This is a genomic window from Deltaproteobacteria bacterium, from assembly GCA_030690165.1.
Classification (GTDB): Bacteria; Desulfobacterota; GWC2-55-46; order UBA9637; family UBA9637; genus JACRNJ01.
Window position 1 is genome coordinate 23959 of record JAUYHF010000044.1, and the last position, 21988, is coordinate 45946.

A 21988-nucleotide genomic window follows, 5' to 3' on the forward strand; every position below is an offset into this window, starting at 1 on the left:
TAACTAATCTTTGTGTGCTTCAAATATCTTATCAAGCACCGGCGCCAGTTTAATAAATGTCTTAAGTATTTTCGGGTCAAAGTGTTCAGGTTTTGTTCTTCCATCTCCTTGTGTTATTATCCTGCATGCCTCCTCATGGCTGAATGGGGGTTTGTATGGCCTTTTGCTCCTTAATGCATCGTATGTGTCAACAATCATGGTTATCCTCCCTTCGGCGGGTATCCCCACCCCCTTTAATCCTTGAGGATAACCGCTGCCATCCCATTTTTCATGATGCGTTATGGCAATGTTTGCCGCCATTTTAAGGCGCGGATGAGGCGAGTCGGCTAATATCTCCCTGCCTATGGAAGTATGTGTTTTCATGACAGCAAACTCTTCTTGAGTGAGGGAACCTGGTTTAAGGAGTATATTGTCGGATATACCTATCTTTCCTATATCGTGCATGCTGCTTGTAAGGGTTATTGCCTCTGTAAAATCCTCTTCCATATCCAATGCCTCTGCCAGCTTGCCTGAATATGCACCTATTCGTTTGATATGAGCGCCTGTATCAGTATCCCTGTATTCAGATACCATGGTCAGACGATGCACTATTTCAATGTTCATGCTCTTAACCATGCTGAGCGCTTCAGCAAGCTCCATGGTTCTTTTTCTTACATCTTCCTCAAGCCTGTGTTTATAATTCTCCTCCATCTCTATAAGCCTGTGGTAATTGACTGCCTTTTTAAGCGAATCGACAAGATAATCCGGATTGTAAGGCTTGAGAATAAAATCAAACGCCCCTTTTTTTACGGCCTCAATTGCCGCATCTACCTCTGTATACCCTGTCATTAAAATTACAGGGATATTTCTGTTAGTGGAATGTATCTTTTCAAGCAGGTTAATGCCTGACATCCCCGGCATCTGTATATCGGTCAGCACAACATCAAACTGTTTTTTTTGCAGCTCGGCCAATGCGTCTTCGGCGCTATTGCAGGCAGTAACGAGATAGCCGTAATCCCTTAAAAGCATGGAGATGGAATTAAGGACAGATGTGTTGTCATCTACAACAAGCGTTGAAATCTGGGTTTCAATATTCATTCCATTAGACCTCCTTTCAAGTCAATCAGCCCTCTGATCTTTACCAAAAGTTTATCCGGCGCTATTGGTTTTACAAGAAGTTCAATCCCTGTTTCAAGCAAATCCTTTGCCTTTATCATATCCGCTGTATATCCGCTTATAAAGATGGCCTTGATATTTGGGTCTATCTTTTTAATCCCTTCATAGGCCTGTTTGCCGCCTATTTTTGGCATTATTGTGTCAAGGATAAGGAGCTTAACTTCACCCTTCTTCTCCATAAACTTGCTTATTGCATCGTTTCCATCCACAGCCTCTATAACCTTATAATTATATTCTTCAAGCACAGCCTTTATGATTTTTCTGGTATCAGGGTCATCCTCTGCAAGAAGGATGGTTTCCATATTGCCTTTTAGCGCGGCAATCTCCGGCTCTTTCTTTTCACCCAAGACGCCTTCTTCTGACAAAGGCAAGTATATTTTAAATACTGTGCCGTGCCCGGGTTCGCTGTAAACATTTATATAGCCGTTATGTTGTTTAACAGCGCCATATACCATTGACAGTCCCAGTCCTGTGCCTTTTCCAACCTCTTTGGTTGTGAAGAATGGGTCAAATATCTTTGATTGAATATTTTTATCCATGCCAATGCCTGTATCTGTAAAGGTTATAAGCGCATATTGTCCTTGGATACCGTAATTGTGGGCGTCTATAAATTCATTGTCCAAGTTCACATGGCTGACATCTATGGTTAATTTTCCCCCTTCAGGCATGGCATCCCTTGCGTTTGCGGCAAGATTTAAGAAAACATGTTCAATCTGAGTGGCATCCATTTTCACTATCATATTTTTATCTGCAAGGATTACCTTAAGTTCAATCTGTTCGCCAATCACCCTTGCCAGAATCCTTTCAACCATTTTTATGAGTTCATTCAAAAGAGCAGGCTGGGGGTTTATAGTATGTTTTCTGCTGAATGTAAGCAGGTCCCTGGTAAGGGCAGCGGCGCGGTTGGCCGAGGTTATTATCTCGCCCGTATATTCATTTACAAGATTGTCGTCGGGGTTTTTTCTAATCAAAAGGGTTCCATATCCTATTATTGCCGTCAGGATGTTGTTGAAATCATGGGCAACACTTGCCGCAAGCTGGCCTATAGCCTCCATCTTCTGGGATTGTCTTAATTGTTCTTCAAGTATCCTTTTTTCTGTGATGTCCCTGTATACCACCTGGATATCCATAATTTTTCCATCCTTAAAAATAGGGGAACCATTTGCCTCTATAATGAAAGGGGTCCCGTCTTTTCTTATTGCCTCAAGCGCCACCATCTCCATAGCATTGCCGTTCAGCATACTATAAAAGGCCTGTGAAGCCTTTGGGATATCAGTTTCAGCAATAAAATACTTGAAGTACTTTCCTATAATGTCGTCGGGCTTGTATCCGGTAATTCTCTCCACCGACGGGGAGGAATAGGTGAATCGCCCCTCAGGATCCAGAACATGTATCGCATCAAAATTCCCCTCAACGATGCTTCTGAATCTTTCCTCACTCTTTCTCAATGCTTCCTCTGTATGCCTGTGTTCAATGATTGCGGCCTGTAATGCTTCATTGGCTTTGGCCAGTTCCGCGGTTCGCTCTGCAACCCGTATCTCTAACTTATCATGTGTCTTTATCAGCGCTTCCGCAGCTTGTTTCCGTTCCGCTATGTCATGGCTTATGTTGTTGACAACAAGTCCAAGGCCCAGAACAACAAATGCAATTGCAGTATTGAGCGCCATGGGTATTGTTGTCCCGCCATAAAGTAATGGCGTACCATAGATGTAACCTAAACAGAAAGCTAAACCAATAAAGGTTGTCAGTACGGCCAGTACCCTTGTTAGAGCATCCGCAAACCAGTGTCTTTTCAAAGATGTGGCAAGAAAAAGCGCAATGCTTGCAAATATGAAATTGAGGGTGGTAGGCAAAGCCATCTGGCCCATAGGAATAAGACCGAGTTTCTCCGATGGAACCTTAAAAATCCATTGATCAATATTTAGGTTAATATTTATATTAAATTCTGTGAATCGGATCAGAGATAGAACGAAAATCACGGCAGCGCCGAATCTTGATAATATAAGACCCCGCTTTCTCTCAGTTATGAATGCACAAAGTGATATGCCAAGCACAATGAAGGAGATGGCTGTGTTTGGCGCCATGGGGATGTAATCTGCCCGTATATTGGTGAGGATTCTCCATCTCATCAGCCAACCCACAATGGCAATCCCCCCTAATCCTGCCGCAATGAGACCGCAAAGTTGCGAAAAGAATTTAGAAGGGATTAAAGAATGATTGGATTGAGATGTCATTGGTTTGTTCCTCTGGCTATCTCATCTGTATTGCTCTCAGCAATTTAACGCAAGGCAGTTGGTACGTTTCATGCTATTTTATTATTGTTTAATTCGGCAAGACTTGCAACCTGTCCAAAAGAACAGGTAGTAATATATTTCATTTTATGAACTTTTTGAGTCATGAACTTTTTAAATTATAAATTCTTCCTTGAACTATACATGAGAATTGATATGATAGCATTATGATTTACCTTGACAATGCAGCAACATCATATCCAAAGCCGGAATCAGTTTATAAAAGGATAGATTATATCCTGAGGCATATCGGCGGAAATCCGGGAAGGAGCGGCCACAGGATGGCGCTGGACGCCAGCCGTGTGATATTTGAGGCAAGGGAGTCTGCTGCGAAGTTCTTTAATATCAAAGACGCCTCAAGGATTGCATTTACAAAAAATGCCACAGAGGCCATAAATGTGGCATTTAAGGGCATACTCAAGCCGGGCGACCATGTTGTTACCACATCCATTGAGCATAATGCAGTGGTGAGGCCGCTAAAAAGGCTGGAAAGGGATGGGGTTAAGGTTATAAGGATTAAGGCTGATAAAGAGGGCTGGACTCTGCCAAAGGATATTGAAAAGGCAATAACAAATAAGACAAAACTTGTATCTGTTGTCCATGCCTCAAATGTATTCGGCGCACTCCTGCCTGTTGCTGAAATAGGCAGTGTATGCAGAAAAAAAGGCATTATCTTCATGATAGACGCGGCGCAGACCGCAGGTGCAATGCCGATCGATATTGAGGCATTGAATGTAGATATATTCGCTGCCACAGGACATAAGAGCCTCTTTGGCCCCCAGGGCACAGGATTTCTATATATAAAGGAGGGGATTGAGCCCTTGCCTCTTGTGGACGGCGGTACTGCTGAGGATGATGATATGCTGGAAATCCCGGACAGGCTTGAGGCCGGCACAATGAATACTCCGGGCATAGGCGGACTCGGCGCAGGCATTGAATTTCTACTAAATGAAGGCGTAGAAAAGATAAGGAAGCATGAAGAGGGGCTTATAAGGCAGATATTGGATGGTTTGAAAGGGATAAAGGAGATAAGCATCATTGGTCCGACAGATGAAAAAAAGCGGACATGCCTTGTTTCATTCAATATAGAAGGCAAAGACCCTTCTGACATAGACTACAGGCTTGATAATGAGTTCAATATCATGCTCAGGTGCGGGCTGCACTGCGCCCCTCACGCGCATAAGGCTGCAGGCACATATCCAAACGGCGCAGTAAGGGTAAGCCCGGGGTATTTTAATACATCCAATGAGATAGAGGAGTTTTTGAGGGCAATAAGGGAGATAGCACGCTGCTAATCCTTGGCATTGAATCTTCATGCGACGATATGGCTGCTGCTGTTGTAAAGGATGGCAGGTATATCCTTTCCAATGTTGTATCCTCTCAGGACGAGATACACCATAAATATGGCGGCATTGTGCCTGAACTTGCCTCAAGACGGCATCTTGAAACCGTTATCCCTGTTGTAGAAGAGGCATTAAATAAGGCAGGTGTGTCTATAAATGATATAGATGCCATTGGCGTAACTCAAGGGCCAGGCCTGGTTGGTTCTATACTTGTTGGCCTTTCCTTTGCAAAGGCTGTTGCCTATGTAAAGGGGATGCCGTTTGTTGGAGTGAATCATATAGAGGCGCATCCCTTGTCAGTGTTTTTAGAGACAGGGATCAGGGGTCAGGGATCAGGGATCAGAAATGATAATATCCGACCCCCGACCCCCGACCCCCGATACCCTGTTTTCCCTTTCATCGCCCTTGTTGTATCAGGCGGCCACACTACGCTTTTTAAATTCAAGGATTTTTGTGATTGCGAGATTGTGGGACAGACGAGGGATGACGCGGCAGGAGAGGCATTTGACAAGGTTGCAAAACTCCTCGGTCTCGGTTATCCGGGCGGGGCTGTCATAGACAGGCTTGCAAGGTCAGGAAATCCATCCGCTATAAAATTTACAAGACCATATATATCAAAGGATACATTTGATTTCAGCTTCAGCGGCATAAAGACAGCAGTCTTGAATTATCTTAAGGAAACTGAAAATCAGGGGTCGGGGGTCGGGGGTCAGGGGTCAGGGTTTAAATCAAAAATCAAAAATCAAAAATCAAAAATCAATATAAATGACCTTTCAGCCAGCTTTCAGGAGGCAGTGGTTGATGTGTTGATAGACAAGGCAGTTGCGGCGTGCAAGGCAAATAATATAAGGGATTTGTCAATCTCCGGCGGGGTTGCCTGCAACACGAGACTCAGGGAAAAGCTTGCGGACAAATCCAGAGATAACGGCATAAGACTCTTTCTCCCCGAGGCAAAACTTTGCAGTGATAACGGCGCGATGATTGCGGCATGCGCGTATCATCTTCTTAAAAAAGGGGGGAGGGGAGAGTTGGATATGAATGCTATGCCAAGTATGTGAAAATCTTATCATAAGTCAAAAGATGAATTACAAAGGCCTCCTTAAATCATACAGTCTTTTGCCAAGGAAGAGATTCAGCCAGAATTTCCTGACTGACAAAAATGTTGCGATCAGGATTATTGAATGTCTTGGCCTGAGTGAAGGTGACACGGTTATAGAAATAGGCCCCGGGCTGGGGATATTGACAGAAGGGCTTTTGGGCAGCGGGGCAAGGGTAATTGCAATAGAAATAGACAGAGACCTTGCAGGAAAACTCAGGGAAAGATTCCGTGATTGCAGTAATCTTGAGATAATCAGCGCAGATGCCCTCAAGATTTCTTATAAAGAACTTGCGGCGCAGCATAATAAAAGGCTTAAGCTCGTTTCCAATCTTCCTTACAATATCTCAACCCCGATTATCTTTAAACTCCTTGAGGAGCGGGAGATTTTTTCAATGTTTCTCTTTATGCTCCAAAAGGAAGTGGCGCAAAGAATCGTTTCCCCTTCGGATACTAAAGAATACGGGATCTTATCCGTGATGGTTCAGCTGCTTGCTGATGTGAAGTTAGAATTTGATGTTCCGCCGTCATCTTTTTATCCTATCCCAAAGGTCAATTCATCTGTTGTTCGATTTAACATACTTGATAAGCCGAGGGTAGATGTTGGTGATGTCGATTTTTTCAAAAAGGTTGTAAAAGCATCTTTTGGCCAAAGGAGAAAAACTTTATTGAATGCCTTAAAGTTGTTTAATATAAAACATACTCAACTTGTTGAATTATTTAATATAATAAATATAGACCCAAAGAGGAGAGGGGAGACGCTTACCCTTGAGGAGTTTGCGATTTTAAGCAGTGAATTGAAGAAACTGCAAACAAAGTCGTAACTAAATTAGTGAAAATCTTGCCTGCCTTACGAAGCCCACAGTCTGAACACCAAGTCCCCAATTGTCCCGTCCCCAATTGTCCAAAATGCAAGCATATTGTAAAATAATGCTTGCATTTTACTTTGATTTATTCTATAATACCAACAAGTGAAAGTAGGTAAAAGGGAGGTGATTTTATGAAGATCTTTTTATTTACACTTTTACTTTTTCTATGCGCACCTGTATGGGCATGTGAGAATTCTACAGGAGATGTCGAATCTGGAATGGAGATAATATGTCCGGAGGAGGAAGAAACACCAAAGGAATTAGAAGAAATGGGATTGGGATTGGGAAATATGATGATTATAGATGAGTTTATTTGTAAAATCCCATCGTCTAATGAAGAAGGGTTGTGGTGTGAGTATAGGATTGATGACACTACCAAGAACCTGTATCTTATAATCTATATGGATGAGAGCAAGGAAGAAATCAGGGCGGTATTTATGTTTGAGCCTAAAACTAAAGAGATGAATATGATTTATGCTGGGAAAAAGGCTGGACTGTGAAGATGACCCGCTTTAAGCATTAAATAATAGTTGACATTATATGTTTTTATAATGTAATATGCAAGCATAAATTACAAATGCAGGTGCAAGCATGCGCAAGGACAATTATAGTAAAGCAATAGGTGGTTACGCACGAGCAGCAAAATTAACCCCTGAAGAGCGGTCAGCAATAGCGCAAAAAGCCGCAAAAGGAAGATGGGACACAGACCTAAAGATACCAAAAGCTGTCCATCTTGGCGTAATAAAGCTTATTGGCATCAAAATACCATGCGCTGTTCTTGATGATGGAACCCGTATTCTTAGTGAAAGAAGCGTAGCAAAGGCATTAGGCAACGGCAACAAGGGAGAAGGTTTTTACTTGCAGATGGTAAAAAACGCCTCTCATAGTAATAATGGATTATTGCCGGAATATATTTCCATAAGGAATTTAGAGCCTTTTATCGGTCCAGAAATAAGGGAAAAACTCTTAAATCCAATAAGTTACAATACAGAAACAGGAGCAAGTGTGCATGGAATTTCCGCTGCCCTATTGCCTGAAATATGTCAAATATGGCTATCGGCGCGTGAAAAAGGCGTCCTTACGGAAAACCAATTAGCAACAGCAGCAAAAGCAGAAATATTAATGCGAGGTTTTGCCCAGGTGGGCATTGTTGCATTGGTTGACGAAGCTACAGGCTACCAAGAGGTTAGGCCGAAAGATGCTTTGCAGGCGCATTTAGAAACAATCATCGCTAAAGAACTTGTTGCATGGGCTAAAAAGATCCCTGATGAATTTTATGAAAACATATATAGACTCAAAGGCTGGCCGTGGCCAGACATTAAAAAGAGCCGATTCAGTGTTGTTGCACGATATACACGGGATTTAGTCTATGAAAGAATTGCGCCTTGGCTGCTAAAAGAATTAGAGAAAAAAAGCCCGCCAGATGAAACATGGAAGGGGATAAACAGACGTCGTCAATGGCGCACCGAGGATTTTGGAAATTCGATATTGACCCAGCATTTAAATTCTTTGGTAATGTTTCAACGGCTTGCATTGTCTAACAATTACAAATGGAGAAGGTTTATTAATATGGTAGATAAAGTATTGCCAAAAAGGGGAAAGACCTCCTAATTTATACCCCAATCTTGAGTTTAAGCCCGTCCTGCCTTAGCCGCCTTTATTTATGCCTCCTTTATAATTGACAACTGTATCAAGTATGATACATTTTGCTCATGAAAGATTATATCCTTGTTCTCATAACCGTTGGTTCTATAAAGGAAGGAGAAAAGATAGCCTGCGCTCTGGTTGAAGAAGGGCTTGCGGCATGTTGCAATATCATACCCGGAATAAAGTCTGTATTTAAATGGAAAGGCAAAGTTTGTAAAGAAACAGAGGTCTTGCTTATGGTGAAAAGCAAGGCGCCTGTCTTTGAAAAACTCAAAAAAAAGGTCAAAACACTCCACAGCTACGAAACACCTGAGATTATAGCATTTTCCATAAAAGACGGGCTGCAGATGTATCTAAACTGGATTGATGAGGCGATTAAGACATAGATATGACCCTCGCTGTTGTAACCCCGACCCTGAATGAGGAAGGATGCCTGAAGAAGACACAAAAACTTACCTAATTAGGGAAGGGAAAAGGGAGACCAAAGAAAGGCGGGGAAGAGGGAAAATACAACCGTCCCTTTTTACCTTTTTACTTTAAGAGTCCATATCAATCATTTCCTTTGATGACTTTTTCACTATTGTTTGATAGTATTTTACCAATTAATTAAATGAGGTATAGAAAATGAAGATAGAATTTAAAGACTTATTAAACTTTACTTTAGGAATATTATTGGCAGCCATTATTTTTAAACCATGTTCTGCAGAAGTAATCATTGGAGACAATACTAAAGGAGGGTATGCGCGAAAACTTTTTCTTAAAGACAACTATCTTTATCTTGCGGATTGGTATTCCGGCATGCATATTTACGATGTAACCTTACCTTATAAACCGGTTCATATTTCAAATATTCATACCCCCGGATCGCCAAAAGGCGTATATGTGTAAAAGGGAATATTGCCTATGTCGGTGATGATGACCATGGACTGCAAATTATAGATGTAAGCGATCCAATTAATTCTAAGATTATCAGTAATGTCCCTACTAAAGGGCTTTCACATATTGTTGATATGGTCGAAGATTATATCTATGTGGCCGATCACGAAGGCGGAATCTATATTATTAATGCAAGTGATATCTATCATCCAGCATTAATCAGCAGATTTGAAACCAAGGGATTTGCATGGGGAATAAAGATAAAGGATGGATATGCCTATGTAGCGGCAGATAGAGGAGGATTATTGATTATAAATGTCAAAAACCCTAAAAATCCGGTACTTGTCGCCAGTTATCCTGCCGCTATTAATGCGGAAGATGTTAAAATTAAAGATAATTTGGCTTATGTTGCTTCTTATAGCACTGGTTTACATATTATTGATATAAAAAATCCAGAAAGACCTAAAGTTAAAAGCGTTTTGAAAACACAGGGTAATCCAAGAGGGGTTTTTGTCTCCGGTAACTATGCATATATTGCTGACTGGAAAGCGGGGCTTCAAGTCATAGATATTAGCAATGCGGAAAAACCTGAAAGAATAGGAGGGTATGATACCAGCGGAATGGTCTGGGATGTTACTGTAAGAGGCAACTATGCTTATCTGGCGGATTGGGAATCCGGGATTAAAATAATAAATGTTTCCAATCCTAGAAAACCTTTTGAAATAGGAGGATATGGATATTACGGTTATGCCCGACAGGTTTATACAAAAGGAATTTTTGCTTATTTGCTGAATGGTTCACAGGGGCTTGATGTAATTGATATAAGCAATGCCAGCAACCCTACATGGATTACAAGTGTCGATTTGCCAGGCGATGCACAGAGCCTTTTTGTAAAAGACAATACTGCTTTTATCGCTGCAGGCGATGCAGGATTGCATATTGTTGATATCAGCAATTCTTATAAACCTGAACGGGTCGGCGGATATGACACCCGCGGAATAGCCAATAAAGTTTTGATGGAAGGCAATTACATTTATATTGCCAATGAAGAAGATGATTTGCAATTATTAGATATCTCCGAACTGGCAAAACCTAAGCCTGTAAGCAACTATAAGCCTGGCGGATATATAATGGACATGTGTATTTATAAAAATTATTTATTGATAGCAGAGAGGGATTCGGGATTGGAAATAGTGGATATCAGCAATCCCGAAAAATTGAAAAAAATCAATTTATTATCTGGAAAAGGTGTAACTAAAGTAAGAACAAAAGATAATTTTGTATTTACTTCCATTGGTAAAAATAGTCTGCGCATCCTTGATATTAGCGATATTCAATCTGTTAAAGAGGTAAAGAATATCGAAATAGGTTCTTTGATTAGAGATATTTACCTGAAAGAAAATAATCTGTATATTGCATCAGAAAAAGAGATGATTAAATTAGATGTTTCTGATCCTGCAAATCCCGTTATATCCCAAAAGGACGGAATGAATATTAGTGCCTCCTCTATATTTGTGGGTGATGATAATAACATTTATGCAGCAGCAGGAAATGACGGTTTAAGGGCTATATTTTTCGTTATGCCCCCTATACCTAAGGGAAGGTTTAAATGACCATAAGTACTGCAATCTCACTTTTTCCACCATATCACAGCTTATTTTTTAAGAAAAGAAGAAAAGGGGACAACCGTCCCCTTTTCCTTTTTCCTTTTCGTCAGTGGAGGTCAAAACAGGCAAAAGGAAGATAATATAATTCTTCCTCTCGCCTATTGTGAAATATTCAAAAGAAAGCCTGACGCTGAGATAATTTAATATGTCCATTTCCGTCATAATCCCAACCTTGAACGAAGAACATAATCTTGAGGATACGCTGAAGTCAGTTGGTCAGGGTGTGGAGATTATCATCGTAGACTGTGGAAGTAGGGATGCAACAAGGGAAATAGCCAGAGGTTTTACAGAAAAAATCATCATTACTGAAAAGGGGAGGGGGATTCAGATGGACATGGGCGCAAGGGAGGCGTCCGGTGATATACTTCTTTTCCTTCATGCCGATACATCCCTTCCAGAAAATTGGAGGGGTTGCATTGAAAATGTTTTACTGGGGACAGATTTTAAATCTGTCCCCACATTGGTTGTTGGCGGAGGGTTCAGCCTGAAGATAGATTCAAAGGGTTTTTCTTTTCGTTTAATAGAGGCCGTTGCCAATATACGCGCAAAATATCTTGGCCTCATCTACGGCGACCAGGCCATATTTGTAAGAAGGGATGCCTTCTTCTCATCAGGCGGTTTCATGGGCCTTCCGCTAATGGAGGATGTGGATTTTATAAGAAGGATTAGAAAGAAGGGGAAAGTCCTTCTGCTAAATGCAGATGTTTCCACATCGTCGAGACAGTGGCAGAAAAAAGGGATACTGAAGACAACAATCGGAAATTTGTTTTTCCTTTCCCTTTATTATGCCGGTGTTTCGCCGCAGAGGTTATACAGGTTATATTATGCGTAAAACAAAGATTGTTGCCACACTTGGGCCAGCCACAGAAAAGGCATCTGCTGTAAGAAGGCTTATTAACAGCGGGGTTGATGTGTTCAGACTTAATCTTTCCCACGGCAGCCTATCGTGGCATGAAGAAAGGGTTAAAATAATTCGCACAGCCTCCAAAGAGGCAGCTAAGCCTGTCTCCATCATCCTTGACCTTCAGGGGCCAAAGATCAGAACAGGGCTTTTGAAAGACGGAAAGCCCATCAATCTCAAATCAGGCGATATTGTTACAATAACAATAAAGCAAAAATATGGCGCTCCCGGCATTATCTCAACACCTTATAAATCCCTTTTAGGAGATGTGAAAAAAGGGGACAGGATACTTCTGGATGACGGCACAATGGAGTTGAAGGTTTTAAGTTCATCCGATGCTGATATAAAATGCAAGGTCGTAACAGGCGGCCTCCTTAAAGAGCATAAAGGCATGAACCTTCCAGGTGTCAGGCTGAGCGTCCCATCTTTGACAGAAAAGGATAAAAAGAATCTTAAACAAGGGCTTAAGTGGGGCATAGATTATGTTGCCCTTTCATTTGTTAGAAGCGCCAAAGATGTGAAGGCAATAAGGAATTATATCAAAAGGCTCGGATTTTCTCTTCCTGTAATAGCCAAGATAGAAAAACCAGAGGCAGTGGAGGATATAGATAATATACTTGATGAGGCCGACGGTGTTATGGTGGCGAGGGGCGACCTTGGTGTTGAGATGGAGCCGCAGAGGGTTCCCCTCATCCAAAAAGATATAATAAAAAGGGCAAATAAAAAAGGAAAGGTGGTCATAACAGCAACACAGATGCTTGAGTCCATGATTAACAGTCCGAGGCCCACAAGGGCAGAGGCAAGCGATGTTGCCAACGCCATTCTTGACGGGACTGATGCGGTTATGCTTTCAGGCGAGACATCTGTTGGAAGATATCCGATGGAGGCTGTGGAGATGATGTCAAAGATTGCATCTGAGGCAGAGAACGGGCTTATATCATCGGATTTCAGGCGGCGCAGGTCTGAGTTGATGTTTTCAGCCTACGATACTGGTTCCGGAAAATCCTCAACATTCCCATTAGCCATTGCCTATGCAGCGCTGGATGCATCCATAGAGACAGACGCAAAGGCAATATTAGCCTATACCATATCAGGAAGGACTGCGCAGCTTGTCTCAAAACTTAAGCCAAAATGCAAAGTGTTTGCCCTGACGCCTGAAAATACCGTCTATTGCAGGCTTCCGCTTTTATGGGGAGTTGTACCGGTAGTCATCCCTTTTGGAGATTCTACAGACAGGATGTTGGATATTGGCGAGAGGGCGCTTATCAAGAGAAGGCTCTTGAATAAGGGCGATGTAGTTGTTATAGTTTCAGGGACATCGGCCCAAATGGGCGCAACAAATATGATGAAGGTGCACAGGGTGGGAGAGTAAAATGCCGGCTTAAGATTGATCGATGAAGGTATAAGAAAAGGATTTTTTCCTTCAACCTTCAGCCTATTCTAAACAGGAGGGCTTCTATGGAACTTAAGAAAAAGGTTTCGGACATTCACGACTGCCTGAAAGGGATTGTAAAAATAGAAAAAGACAATGTGGCGGTGCAGGACGAAAAGAGGCTGATGGAGGCGGTGGACTGGCTTGTTTATAATGCGGTGTTCAATGCCGATAATGAGATAAAGGCCAATTGCAGGTGGCTTATAAAGGCTGCGGCTTTAGCTTTGGGTATAAGGTCTGCGTCTATTCAGGGGCTTTACGAGGCGATGGGGAGGGGAGAGGTGGCTGGTTTTACCGTGCCTGCGGTGAATATAAGAGGGCTTACTTATGACACTGCGCGGGCATTATTTAGGTCAGCCCTGAAAAACAAGGCCGGCGCAATTATATTTGAGATAGCAAAAAGCGAGATGGGTTATACAGACCAGAGCCCTTATGAATATTCAACAGTTGTCATTGCGGCAGCAGTAAAAGAAGGCTACAAAGGCCCTATCTTTATTCAGGGAGACCACTTTCAGATAAACCCGAAGAATTATGCCCAGGACAGGGAAAAGGAGATTGCCGGATTAAGGGAGCTTATAAAGAAGGCGGTCGGCGCGGGTTTTTACAATATAGATATTGATTCGTCAACGATTGTGGATTTAAACAAGGCATCTGTTGCAGAACAGCAGAGGCCTAATTTTGATGTTACAGCGCAGCTTACTGAATTTATACGGGATATAGAGCCGGAGACAACGCCGATATCCATCGGCGGAGAGATAGGCGAGGTGGGGGGTAAAAACTCTACCGAGGAAGAATTAAGGACATTTATGGACAACTATCTCTCAACCCTTGCGCGGATGGGCAACAACATGAAGGGCATAAGCAAGATGAGCATCCAAACCGGCACAAGCCACGGCGGCGTTGTCCTGCCGGACGGCACAATCGCAAAGGTGAAGGTTGATTTTGATACCATTGAAAAACTTTCCAATCTGGCGCGCAAGGCCTACGGACTTGCGGGCGTTGTCCAGCACGGCGCATCAACCCTGCCAGATAACGCCTTTGACCTCTTCCAGAAAAGAGGCGCGGCAGAGGTGCATTTGGCAACCGGTTTCCAGAATATGCTCTATGACAGCAAAAACTTCCCTGAAAGCCTTAGGCAGGAGATTTATAAATATCTGCATACCCATATGGCAAAGGAGAAAAAGGAAACTGAGACTGACGAGCAATTTATCTATAAGACAAGGAAAAAGGGATTAGGGCCTTTTAAGGAGAAATTCTGGAATCTGCCCCTGAGCACAAGAGAGAAAATTGGAAGGGAACTGGAGGAAAGGTTTGACCTCTTGTTAGGCAAGCTGAAGGTAATCAATACATACGATATCGCCGCAAGATGGGCTAATCCGGCAAATATTGCTTTAAAACTTGAGAACGAGATGGCTGGAGTTGATTCTGAAGGCAAAAAAATAAAACAGGAAAAGGGAGAGAGGGGGGAATAAAAAAGGAGGTTATATGCCAATAGAACGGATTCACCCAATGATAGTGCATTTCCCTATAGCGCTTTTGATTACAAGCGTTTTTCTTGATTTCTTGAGGTTGGTGACAAAGAAGGACGATTTTGAAAGGAGCGCCTTTCACCTTTTATTTCTGGGAGCTCTCGGCGGCATAGTTGCCATTATCTTTGGCCATTTTGCAGCGGATGTGGCGTCAGACAGGCCTAATATAGCCGATACTATTGAGACGCATGAAGCCCTTGCATTTACCACCGCGCTTTTATTTATAATCCTACTTATTGTCCGCTATATATTCGTGAGAAATGATAATTTCAGCAAGATAAGGCCATACTATTTGATAGCCGCAGTTATGGGGATTGGCCTGCTTCTTACAACCGCATATTACGGTGGACAATTAGTATATGATTACGGCGCAGCGGTAAGCGCTGCAATCCTGAAGTGAATTACCCGCCAGCAAGCTGGTGGGTATCTAACCTAAAATCTCCCCTCCCTTGACGGGAGGGGACTAAGGGGAGGGTGTGCAGTATTACAAAAAGTTTTCACCCCCACCCTGCCCTCCCCCGTCAAGGGGGAGGAAAACTTTAGGTAGTATTGCTGATTGCAAAAATTTTTCCATTTGACAATTTTTTTCTGCTTGCAATAATTGCCACGGTTCATAAACTACGATTAGACTGCTTATATGAATAATCAAGAAAAGATTTATTCCATATTGCCTGCGCTTCTAATTATCATTGCGATATTTTGTTCTGTCAGGGCGCGGGCTGATATGTATAAATATGTTGATGACAAGGGCACTCTGTCTATTACTGATGATTTGGCAAAGGTGCCGGAAAAATACAGGTCAAAGACAGAGGCAATCAAAGAACAGAAGATACAGGTAATAGTGGCGCCGGCAGAAAAAGAAAAAATGTCAGGCAGTAAAGAGCCGGCAGCAATAGGCGGCGGAATAACTGCGGAGGGTTTAAAATCCCTTGCGGCAAACAAGAAGATTTTGGCTGTTGCTCTTGTTTCATGTTTAGGATTATTGGCTGCAATGATATTTATTTTAAACAAATATGTCAAGAACAGGATGGTAACCAGACTCATCTTTGTTGCGATAGCAGCAGTGCTTATGGTATTCCTTTATAAGACATATGCCGAAAATGTTTACAGGCAATTTTCCGATGCAAAAAAAACTGCTGAAGATGCAAAAAAACTTATTGAGCAGAAGCAAAAAGAACAGATGAAAGGATTGGATGATATTGTGAAGTAAAGAAAAACAAAGGAAATATAATCAGCCTGCTTTTGCTGTTCAATGTTTTGATTCCGAAAATACCCCATCCCCACCCTGACCCTCCCCTTGAAGGGTAGGGAATATTTCCTCTCCCTCAGGGAGAGCTTTCACACTTTAACTCCCTCTCCCTCAGGGAGAGGATTAAGGTGAGGGTGGGGTAATAAGCATGGTATGTTATCAAGAAACAGGCTATGCATGAAAATTGTAATGTTATCCAACCACATAACTATAATGAAATTCAATAGTTGCGTCAATTTTATTTTTATAATTTGGTTGACATGGTTCAATAAGTTGGATAAAGTCCAAAAACTGTATAATTACTAGTTAGGCGGCGTTGTCGTTATCCTGAAAGGGGGTCTTCAAGTGGCAACTTCAGTCAATTCCCTCGGATTGATCCTGGACGTCCTCGGCGCAATTCTTCTGCTCAAGTTCGGCATTCCACCGAAGATCGATCCCCAGGGCCACATCTATTTCATCGCAGAGCAGGTAGATGAAGCCGAAATCGCCATGGGAAAGCGCTACTGCTTCTGGTCCAATGTAGCAGTAGTCCTCCTGATTGCAGGATTCGCTCTTCAACTTGTCAGCAACTACATCAAGTGATCACCCAACGCCGCCTAACAACTCGGTGGAGGCGACCCGCCTACGTGCCGCAAACGGACACTTGTCTTGCCCATCAGGCTGACGTAGAGTGAAGGGAGCCTCGCCCACGACGACGGGCGACTCACCTCGAAGCCGTTATGATGACAGCGCTATAATGAATTGTGAAACGTTTCTTATGGCATCTGGCCTTCGGGGGATACGGGTGCAGGTTCTATTCCTGCAAGGCAATCCAACTCTGACTGTAAGCCGCAACCTAATCCATCTTGGAAGAACATAAACGCAGAGATGTCCGTTGGCATTAAACAGGAGAGGGAGGCGCCTATGAAAGTCAGAACGATCAATAAACTGGTCAAGAATACAGTCATAACAGTCAGATTTAAAGCAACGTTATTGGCTGCGGCTTTGGTCAGTTGCTTGTTGAATGCCCCGTTGACCAGATCCCATAAGATTTGGACAGGACAGGCAGTATAAATTGACACCACTCCAACGAACTGATATGCTGTGATTTAACTGAGATCCCAAAGAATATGGAGGTGTAATCTCGGATATGACAAGTGCAACGCAAACTATTTTTGAGCAGGCGCTTCGCCTCAACCCGGTAGAACGAGCGGAACTAATCGACGAACTCTTTCACAGCTTTGATAAAAGCCATGATGAGCGGATTGATGCTCTCTGGGCCGTTGAGTCAGAGTCAAGAATTGATGCATTCGATGCTGGACAGATAAGTGCCGATTCCGCTGAGGCTGTATTTGAGCGGATAAGCAAACGATGAAAATCCGTGTTCTCTCCTGCGCAGAACAAGAATTAGCAGAGACCGTCGACTACTATAACGAACAGTGTCCCGGACTTGGCTATGAATTCGCGGCAGAGGTTAAGAACACATTTTATCGCATTAAATCCTTTCCTGAAGCATGGCCCCTTATATCCAGCCGCTCAAGACGCTGTATTACCAATAGATTCCCTTATGGAGTTTTGTACCATTTCAGGCAGGAGTTTATCCTTGTCTCTGCAATAATGCACTTAAAACGTGATCCGAAAAAGTGGCAGGAACGAATAAAGAAAACGCTCAGATAACAAGCCGCTCCACATTGACGCTGCTGCTTGCAAAAAAACCGCAAGCCAGACGCGCAAGTGAGCTTAATCATTATGATGACAGCGCTATAATGAATAATGTAAAAAATCGTTCTTAATGTTTTTTTGTTGCATTAACGGCCTTTATCTCAATTGGCGATGAGGGGTTATTGCTGATTGGTATTGTAAACCTAAAAATAGTTCCTTTTCCCAATTCGCTTTCTATTGAAATATTGCCTCCGTGCCTCTCAATAATATATTTTGCCAGAGAAAGGCCCAGGCCTGTGCCTTTTGTTGTTTTTGCAACATTGCCGGCCCTGAAAAATTCCTCAAACATGTGCGGCATATCCTCTGCCGGTATGCCTATCCCCGTATCTTTTACCTCAACAATAATAAAACCATCGCTTTGTGAAACTTTTACCAGAACATTTCCGCCCGACGGTGTATATTTGAAGGCATTGGCAATAAGGTTTGCAAGGACATGGATTATCAGTTCTTTGTCCGCTTCTATTTCCGATGTCTCCTCATCAACTGCAACTTTTAATTCTATCTGTTTTTCTCCTATTTTAGGCAGCACTATTTCAGCGGCAGTATATATCAGATCTTTGATATTCAATCTCTGAAGATTGAGATTTCTCTCTGCCCTGATTCTGGATAGATCAAGAAGGTCTTTTGTATAATGATGGAGAAACTCTGTTTTTTTATAAATCCTCTGCAAAATCTCTTTTGTCTTTTCATCAGCAACTCCGGCAAATCCGCCAAGTATAACCTCCAAAAGGCTCTGGATAGAGGCGAGGGGGGATTTTAAATCGTGGCTGACCATCTTTACATATTCGTCTTTCTGTCTGTCTTTTTCCAACAGTTTCAGGGCGATCTCTTTTAACTCATTTTCCTTAAGCCGGAGTCTTTCTGATACAGATGCGGTGAAGAAGGTGGCAATAAAGATGGTGGATGAAAATACAAATGATATGGCTGTCAGATATGCAGAGTTTTTATAAATATCTGTATTCAGAAATCCTCTTACAGGGTAATGAGGCATGGCATCCAGATACTCAAATATAAAAAGCCCAACTACCAGAAAACAAATAATGCCTGCCTGAATATAGCTTTCCTTTTTTGAAAGGAGCATGCTTGTAAATATGGTGTGAAATATAAAATAGAATATAAAAGGGTTTTCAGCGCCGCCTGTAAAATGGATAAGGATGGTCAGGCTGATTATATCCAGCATACTCTGGATAATTGCAAACCTTCTAATGTTAGCGGTTGAAGGGGTTTTATGTTTTAAATAAAGCTTAAACCCTGCATTATAAATAGCGATAAATAATGCGAGCAAGAAGATAATCCTGGCAGGGAGGATAATCTTAAACAGGTTTAGGGCAGTTAGAAATAAGAGAATGATAAAAACTATTGCGGCCCATCTTATATAGATGAACCACTCAAGTCTTTGTAAAAGCTCCTCTTCCAGCAGGTTAGTTGTTTGCTTCACTTTTGTTTAAGAAGTTTCTCAATTTTTACGAGCAAGTCCTTGGGTTTTATGGGTTTTTCAATAAATTCTTCAACGGGCAGATAGTCTGCATCGGTTTCTTTATTGAATCTGAAGCCGGTCTCCCTTCCCACTGAGGTGAGCATTAGAATTGGTATCTTTGAAAGTTCCGGGTTGTTTTTTAATTTATAGCTTATCTGAAACCCCTGATCCTTTGTCTTCATCATCACATCAAGTATTACAAGGTCAGGTCTTTCCGCTTCAGCCTTTTTATAGCCTGCATCGCCTTCATTGGCGGTTATAACAGCGTAACCTTTGCTCCCAAGCACTATCTTTACTGCCTCTACTATATCTGCATCATCGTCAATGATTAAGATTTTTGCCATAAAGCCTCCTCATACAAACCTTACATCCATTATATGCGTGGAGCAGGATATGCATGGATCGTATGCCCTTACAAGGGATTCTACGCCCCTTGTTATTTCCTCTTTGGGTCTATTAAGGATTGTCGGGATGAAGTTTCTTAAATCATCTTCTATGATAGCAAGGTTTTGGGCTGTTGGGATAATGCAGTTTGCGTCTTCTACAATCCCGTTCTTGCTGATTGTGTATTCATGATAGAGAGAGCCTCTCGGCGCCTCAACAACGGCTGCGCCCCTGCCGTATTTTTTTGGTTTTTTTAATTCCTCTTTTTTGAGGCTGCCTGACAGGAGTTTATCAATTATCTTTATTGCATCCTCTGCGCAATGGAATGTTTCAACAAGTTGCGCGATATTGTTCATAAACGGGTTGTGTGTATCCGGCGCAAGGCCGAGTTCTTTGGCTGCCTTCTTTGCCGCAGGGGAGAGTTTCGTGAAATTGTTGCACACCCTTGCAAGTGCGCCAACCATGAAGATACCTTTTCTGCTTCTGGCATGTTTTGCAGTGGATTGCGGGACGATGTTTTCCTTTATGACCTTCCTGTAATCGCCGGGTTTTGCAGTGTATTTTTGGCTGGACGATATATTTCCGCTGTAGAATGCGTATCCGCCGTCTTCCTTAAGCGAGATATATTCCCTTTTTTTGGAATATTGAGGGACATTAAAGGTTTTAAACATCTCAAGGGTTGCATTCAGGTCTTCAAATGATTCCTCAAGCCCTTTCTTTAATTCTTTCAACTCGCCCTTTTTCGGGATATGCGCAACCCCGCCTGGGAAGAATGATATGGGGTGTATGTGCCTTCCTGCAATAACCTCGCATATTTTATTGGCAAGTTTTTTAAGCCTAAGGCCGCGCGCCACTATTTCAGGATGGCTTTTGGCAAGAGGGACTATGCTTCCTGCATTGAAGAAGTCCGGCAATATCAGGAAATAGAGGTGGAGTATATGGCTCTGGATGGTTTCGCCGTGGAACGCAAGTTTTCTTAAAAGCGCCGACTGGTTTGTTATGGCAATGCCCATGGCAGATTCAATCGCCTTTACTGAGGCGAGGGTATGGCTTACAGCGCATATCCCGCAGATTCTGGACATAATGTGCTGCGCCTCGTCATACCTCCTTCCCCTGAGCATTGCCTCATAAAACCGCGGCGATTCTATAATATCAAAACGGAGTTCTTTTATTACGCCCTTTTTTATGTCTATTACAATATTGCCGTGTCCCTCAACCCGTGTAATATGGTTTATGTTTATATTTATGTTTTTATGCATATCGTTATCCTCGCCTTCCGTCACATTTTTATTTTCATAGAATTATACTATCAGATTTGATAACATTATTTACAATAAATATTTGTTAAAAGGAGAACTGTGATGAGAAAATACATTATTCCCATTTTTATGATAGTATTTTTCCCTGCTTTTATCAATGTTCGGGCGCAGCATCTGGAAGAAAAGACAGACGCTGGAAAGGCAAAATTTACAAAACATTTCAATGAAAGCCTTTTCAGGATTACAGAGAAGGAAGAGTTCAGCGTTGAGGTTCTGCTTGATGATAAGGAGTACAAAATAGGCAAGGGTGTGATTGGCATTGTAGTCCACGATAAAAATGACAATGATGTTAAATTTGCCGACATAAAAATCAGCTATCAAGACATGAAGGAATCCCCTGTCGTAATAGAAAAGGGACACGGGGTTTATGTAGTCTCAAACCTTAATATTAAGAGAGAAGGGAAATGGGAGCTCAACATAAAAGTGAAACAGTACAGAAAAGTAGACAAGACAACATTTATATTTCCGGATGTCTTGAACAAACCTCTGCCTGCAGGCGAATATAATTTGGATACAGCCGGCAAAACTAAATAATCAAAGTAAAAACAAATAAATCTGTCCCCATTTCCCACTCATTCCCCACTCTTGCCCCAAAAATAAAAAATGCTTTTTTCGGGTCAACGTATTACTTTCTTCACATTCTCGATCGCCTTATCATAATCAGGATGGTTTGACATTTCAGGCACAATCTCAACATATTTGATTAGATTATTTTTATCAATAATAAATATGGAACGCGCAAGTAGCCTCAATTCTTTGACTAAAACGCCATAAGCAGCGCCGAAACTTGCATCCCTGTGGTCGGATAATGTCTGAACCTTGTCTATGCCTGCTGTGGAGCAGAACCTGGAAATGGCAAAGGGAAGATCCATACTGATGTTCATCAACACTATATCTTCCGACAGCTTTCCAGTGGACTTCCCCCGAATTTAAGGACACTAAGTTAGGTTAGGCTACCATAGATTCGAGCTCATAAGATACTGGAGAAAGATACCCCAGTGTTGAGTGACGTCTCTTTCGATTATAGAATATTTCAATATAATTAAAAATAC

25 protein-coding genes are annotated in these 21988 nt (G+C 42.1%); 17 read left to right on the forward strand and 8 right to left on the reverse strand.

All coding sequences use genetic code 11. The annotated features are described in order from the left end of the window. Window positions 1–3 precede the first annotated feature (3 nt). Window positions 4–1077, reverse strand: a complete 1074-nt coding sequence (locus Q8P28_07450) for a response regulator (protein ID MDP2682624.1) — start codon at window positions 1075–1077, stop codon at window positions 4–6. Further along, window positions 1074–3389, reverse strand: coding sequence for a PAS domain S-box protein (locus Q8P28_07455; protein MDP2682625.1), 2316 nt, complete (start codon window positions 3387–3389; stop codon window positions 1074–1076). Before Q8P28_07455 ends, Q8P28_07450 begins: the two co-directional genes overlap by 4 nt. Window positions 3390–3613: 224 nt before the next feature. Between Q8P28_07455 and Q8P28_07460 the strand changes: the two genes are divergently transcribed. The 8 genes from Q8P28_07460 (at window position 3614) to Q8P28_07495 (ending at window position 10890) form a co-directional block, all read left to right on the forward strand. Beyond that, window positions 3614–4741, forward strand: coding sequence for an aminotransferase class V-fold PLP-dependent enzyme (locus Q8P28_07460; GenBank protein ID MDP2682626.1), 1128 nt, complete (start codon window positions 3614–3616; stop codon window positions 4739–4741). Then, window positions 4735–5847 carry a tRNA (adenosine(37)-N6)-threonylcarbamoyltransferase complex transferase subunit TsaD gene (gene tsaD / locus Q8P28_07465; GenBank protein MDP2682627.1) on the forward strand — a complete coding sequence of 371 codons (1113 nt, stop codon included), beginning with the start codon at window positions 4735–4737 and terminating at the stop codon, window positions 5845–5847. Before Q8P28_07460 ends, tsaD begins: the two co-directional genes overlap by 7 nt. Before the next feature lie 22 nt (window positions 5848–5869). Further along, entirely contained in the window at window positions 5870–6709 is an 840-nt protein-coding gene (gene rsmA / locus Q8P28_07470) for a 16S rRNA (adenine(1518)-N(6)/adenine(1519)-N(6))-dimethyltransferase RsmA (GenBank protein ID MDP2682628.1), read from the forward strand. Window positions 6710–6885: 176 nt separating this feature from the next. Further along, complete coding sequence (locus tag Q8P28_07475; protein ID MDP2682629.1) at window positions 6886–7254, forward strand: hypothetical protein; 369 nt, start codon at window positions 6886–6888, stop codon at window positions 7252–7254. A gap of 364 nt (window positions 7255–7618) precedes the next feature. Beyond that, entirely contained in the window at window positions 7619–8365 is a 747-nt protein-coding gene (locus tag Q8P28_07480; protein ID MDP2682630.1) for a P63C domain-containing protein, read from the forward strand. 101 nt (window positions 8366–8466) lie between these two features. Then, window positions 8467–8787: a divalent-cation tolerance protein CutA gene (gene cutA / locus Q8P28_07485; GenBank protein MDP2682631.1), complete on the forward strand. Its 321-nt coding sequence runs from the start codon at window positions 8467–8469 to the stop codon at window positions 8785–8787. 238 nt (window positions 8788–9025) lie between these two features. Beyond that, window positions 9026–9289 (forward strand): hypothetical protein, encoded by a 264-nt coding sequence (locus tag Q8P28_07490; protein ID MDP2682632.1) that lies wholly within the window; start codon window positions 9026–9028, stop codon window positions 9287–9289. 122 nt (window positions 9290–9411) lie between these two features. After that, a complete protein-coding gene (locus Q8P28_07495; GenBank protein MDP2682633.1) occupies window positions 9412–10890 on the forward strand; it encodes a beta-propeller domain-containing protein in 1479 nt (492 codons plus the stop codon). 48 nt (window positions 10891–10938) lie between these two features. On the opposite strand, the gene Q8P28_07500 is transcribed toward Q8P28_07495, so the two are convergent. After that, window positions 10939–11097 carry a hypothetical protein gene (locus tag Q8P28_07500; protein ID MDP2682634.1) on the reverse strand — a complete coding sequence of 53 codons (159 nt, stop codon included), beginning with the start codon at window positions 11095–11097 and terminating at the stop codon, window positions 10939–10941. Here Q8P28_07500 and Q8P28_07505 point away from each other — a divergent pair. The 8 genes from Q8P28_07505 (at window position 11090) to Q8P28_07540 (ending at window position 17711) form a co-directional block, all read left to right on the forward strand. Continuing rightward, entirely contained in the window at window positions 11090–11776 is a 687-nt protein-coding gene (locus Q8P28_07505) for a TIGR04283 family arsenosugar biosynthesis glycosyltransferase (GenBank protein MDP2682635.1), read from the forward strand. The genes Q8P28_07500 and Q8P28_07505 overlap by 8 nt on opposite strands. Continuing rightward, a complete protein-coding gene (pyk, locus tag Q8P28_07510; GenBank protein MDP2682636.1) occupies window positions 11769–13217 on the forward strand; it encodes a pyruvate kinase in 1449 nt (482 codons plus the stop codon). Before Q8P28_07505 ends, pyk begins: the two co-directional genes overlap by 8 nt. Before the next feature lie 86 nt (window positions 13218–13303). Beyond that, window positions 13304–14749 (forward strand): class II fructose-bisphosphate aldolase, encoded by a 1446-nt coding sequence (locus tag Q8P28_07515; GenBank protein ID MDP2682637.1) that lies wholly within the window; start codon window positions 13304–13306, stop codon window positions 14747–14749. A gap of 13 nt (window positions 14750–14762) precedes the next feature. Continuing rightward, window positions 14763–15206, forward strand: coding sequence for a DUF2231 domain-containing protein (locus tag Q8P28_07520; protein MDP2682638.1), 444 nt, complete (start codon window positions 14763–14765; stop codon window positions 15204–15206). A gap of 237 nt (window positions 15207–15443) precedes the next feature. Then, entirely contained in the window at window positions 15444–16016 is a 573-nt protein-coding gene (locus Q8P28_07525) for a hypothetical protein (GenBank protein ID MDP2682639.1), read from the forward strand. Between the two features lie 384 nt (window positions 16017–16400). Further along, a complete protein-coding gene (locus Q8P28_07530) occupies window positions 16401–16637 on the forward strand; it encodes a hypothetical protein (protein ID MDP2682640.1) in 237 nt (78 codons plus the stop codon). A 547-nt stretch (window positions 16638–17184) separates the two neighbouring features. Beyond that, complete coding sequence (locus tag Q8P28_07535) at window positions 17185–17409, forward strand: addiction module protein (protein ID MDP2682641.1); 225 nt, start codon at window positions 17185–17187, stop codon at window positions 17407–17409. Next, the gene (locus Q8P28_07540; GenBank protein MDP2682642.1) at window positions 17406–17711 is read left to right on the forward strand and encodes a type II toxin-antitoxin system RelE/ParE family toxin; all 306 of its coding nucleotides are present in this window, start codon (window positions 17406–17408) and stop codon (window positions 17709–17711) included. Before Q8P28_07535 ends, Q8P28_07540 begins: the two co-directional genes overlap by 4 nt. A gap of 112 nt (window positions 17712–17823) precedes the next feature. On the opposite strand, the gene Q8P28_07545 is transcribed toward Q8P28_07540, so the two are convergent. Genes Q8P28_07545 through Q8P28_07555 form a run of 3 tightly spaced genes read right to left on the reverse strand, consistent with a single transcriptional unit; the run spans window position 17824 to window position 20876 of the window. After that, on the reverse strand, window positions 17824–19194 hold the full coding sequence (locus Q8P28_07545; protein ID MDP2682643.1) for a HAMP domain-containing sensor histidine kinase: 1371 nt from the start codon (window positions 19192–19194) through the stop codon (window positions 17824–17826). Beyond that, window positions 19191–19577, reverse strand: a complete 387-nt coding sequence (locus Q8P28_07550) for a response regulator (GenBank protein ID MDP2682644.1) — start codon at window positions 19575–19577, stop codon at window positions 19191–19193. The genes Q8P28_07545 and Q8P28_07550 overlap by 4 nt, the downstream gene beginning before the upstream one ends. A gap of 9 nt (window positions 19578–19586) precedes the next feature. Beyond that, window positions 19587–20876, reverse strand: a complete 1290-nt coding sequence (locus tag Q8P28_07555) for a Ni/Fe hydrogenase subunit alpha (protein ID MDP2682645.1) — start codon at window positions 20874–20876, stop codon at window positions 19587–19589. A gap of 102 nt (window positions 20877–20978) precedes the next feature. Between Q8P28_07555 and Q8P28_07560 the strand changes: the two genes are divergently transcribed. Next, window positions 20979–21470: a hypothetical protein gene (locus Q8P28_07560; GenBank protein MDP2682646.1), complete on the forward strand. Its 492-nt coding sequence runs from the start codon at window positions 20979–20981 to the stop codon at window positions 21468–21470. Between the two features lie 83 nt (window positions 21471–21553). On the opposite strand, the gene Q8P28_07565 is transcribed toward Q8P28_07560, so the two are convergent. Then, window positions 21554–21808, reverse strand: coding sequence for a redoxin family protein (locus Q8P28_07565; GenBank protein ID MDP2682647.1), 255 nt, complete (start codon window positions 21806–21808; stop codon window positions 21554–21556). Between the two features lie 76 nt (window positions 21809–21884). Continuing rightward, window positions 21885–21988, reverse strand: a 104-nt coding sequence (locus Q8P28_07570; GenBank protein ID MDP2682648.1) for an IS3 family transposase, incomplete at its 5' end; no start/stop codon positions are given.

What these genes read in the sequence shown, in the direction of transcription:
- Q8P28_07475 (MDP2682629.1), top strand. Translation starts at nt 6,886, where the DNA reads ATGAAGATCTTTTTATTTACACTTTTACTTTTTCTATGCGCACCTGTA.
- Q8P28_07515 (MDP2682637.1), top strand. Translation starts at nt 13,304, where the DNA reads ATGGAACTTAAGAAAAAGGTTTCGGACATTCACGACTGCCTGAAAGGG.
- Q8P28_07520 (MDP2682638.1), top strand. Translation starts at nt 14,763, where the DNA reads ATGCCAATAGAACGGATTCACCCAATGATAGTGCATTTCCCTATAGCG.
- Q8P28_07540 (MDP2682642.1), top strand. Translation starts at nt 17,406, where the DNA reads ATGAAAATCCGTGTTCTCTCCTGCGCAGAACAAGAATTAGCAGAGACC.
- Q8P28_07460 (MDP2682626.1), top strand. Translation starts at nt 3,614, where the DNA reads ATGATTTACCTTGACAATGCAGCAACATCATATCCAAAGCCGGAATCA.
- Q8P28_07535 (MDP2682641.1), top strand. Translation starts at nt 17,185, where the DNA reads ATGACAAGTGCAACGCAAACTATTTTTGAGCAGGCGCTTCGCCTCAAC.
- cutA (MDP2682631.1), top strand. Translation starts at nt 8,467, where the DNA reads ATGAAAGATTATATCCTTGTTCTCATAACCGTTGGTTCTATAAAGGAA.
- Q8P28_07525 (MDP2682639.1), top strand. Translation starts at nt 15,444, where the DNA reads ATGAATAATCAAGAAAAGATTTATTCCATATTGCCTGCGCTTCTAATT.
- rsmA (MDP2682628.1), top strand. Translation starts at nt 5,870, where the DNA reads ATGAATTACAAAGGCCTCCTTAAATCATACAGTCTTTTGCCAAGGAAG.
- Q8P28_07455 (MDP2682625.1), bottom strand. Translation starts at nt 3,389, where the DNA reads ATGACATCTCAATCCAATCATTCTTTAATCCCTTCTAAATTCTTTTCG.
- Q8P28_07505 (MDP2682635.1), top strand. Translation starts at nt 11,090, where the DNA reads ATGTCCATTTCCGTCATAATCCCAACCTTGAACGAAGAACATAATCTT.
- Q8P28_07450 (MDP2682624.1), bottom strand. Translation starts at nt 1,077, where the DNA reads ATGAATATTGAAACCCAGATTTCAACGCTTGTTGTAGATGACAACACA.
- Q8P28_07495 (MDP2682633.1), top strand. Translation starts at nt 9,412, where the DNA reads ATGGTCGAAGATTATATCTATGTGGCCGATCACGAAGGCGGAATCTAT.
- Q8P28_07555 (MDP2682645.1), bottom strand. Translation starts at nt 20,876, where the DNA reads ATGCATAAAAACATAAATATAAACATAAACCATATTACACGGGTTGAG.
- Q8P28_07550 (MDP2682644.1), bottom strand. Translation starts at nt 19,577, where the DNA reads ATGGCAAAAATCTTAATCATTGACGATGATGCAGATATAGTAGAGGCA.
- Q8P28_07500 (MDP2682634.1), bottom strand. Translation starts at nt 11,097, where the DNA reads ATGGACATATTAAATTATCTCAGCGTCAGGCTTTCTTTTGAATATTTC.
- Q8P28_07480 (MDP2682630.1), top strand. Translation starts at nt 7,619, where the DNA reads ATGGTAAAAAACGCCTCTCATAGTAATAATGGATTATTGCCGGAATAT.
- Q8P28_07560 (MDP2682646.1), top strand. Translation starts at nt 20,979, where the DNA reads ATGAGAAAATACATTATTCCCATTTTTATGATAGTATTTTTCCCTGCT.
- Q8P28_07565 (MDP2682647.1), bottom strand. Translation starts at nt 21,808, where the DNA reads ATGGATCTTCCCTTTGCCATTTCCAGGTTCTGCTCCACAGCAGGCATA.
- Q8P28_07490 (MDP2682632.1), top strand. Translation starts at nt 9,026, where the DNA reads ATGAAGATAGAATTTAAAGACTTATTAAACTTTACTTTAGGAATATTA.
- pyk (MDP2682636.1), top strand. Translation starts at nt 11,769, where the DNA reads ATGCGTAAAACAAAGATTGTTGCCACACTTGGGCCAGCCACAGAAAAG.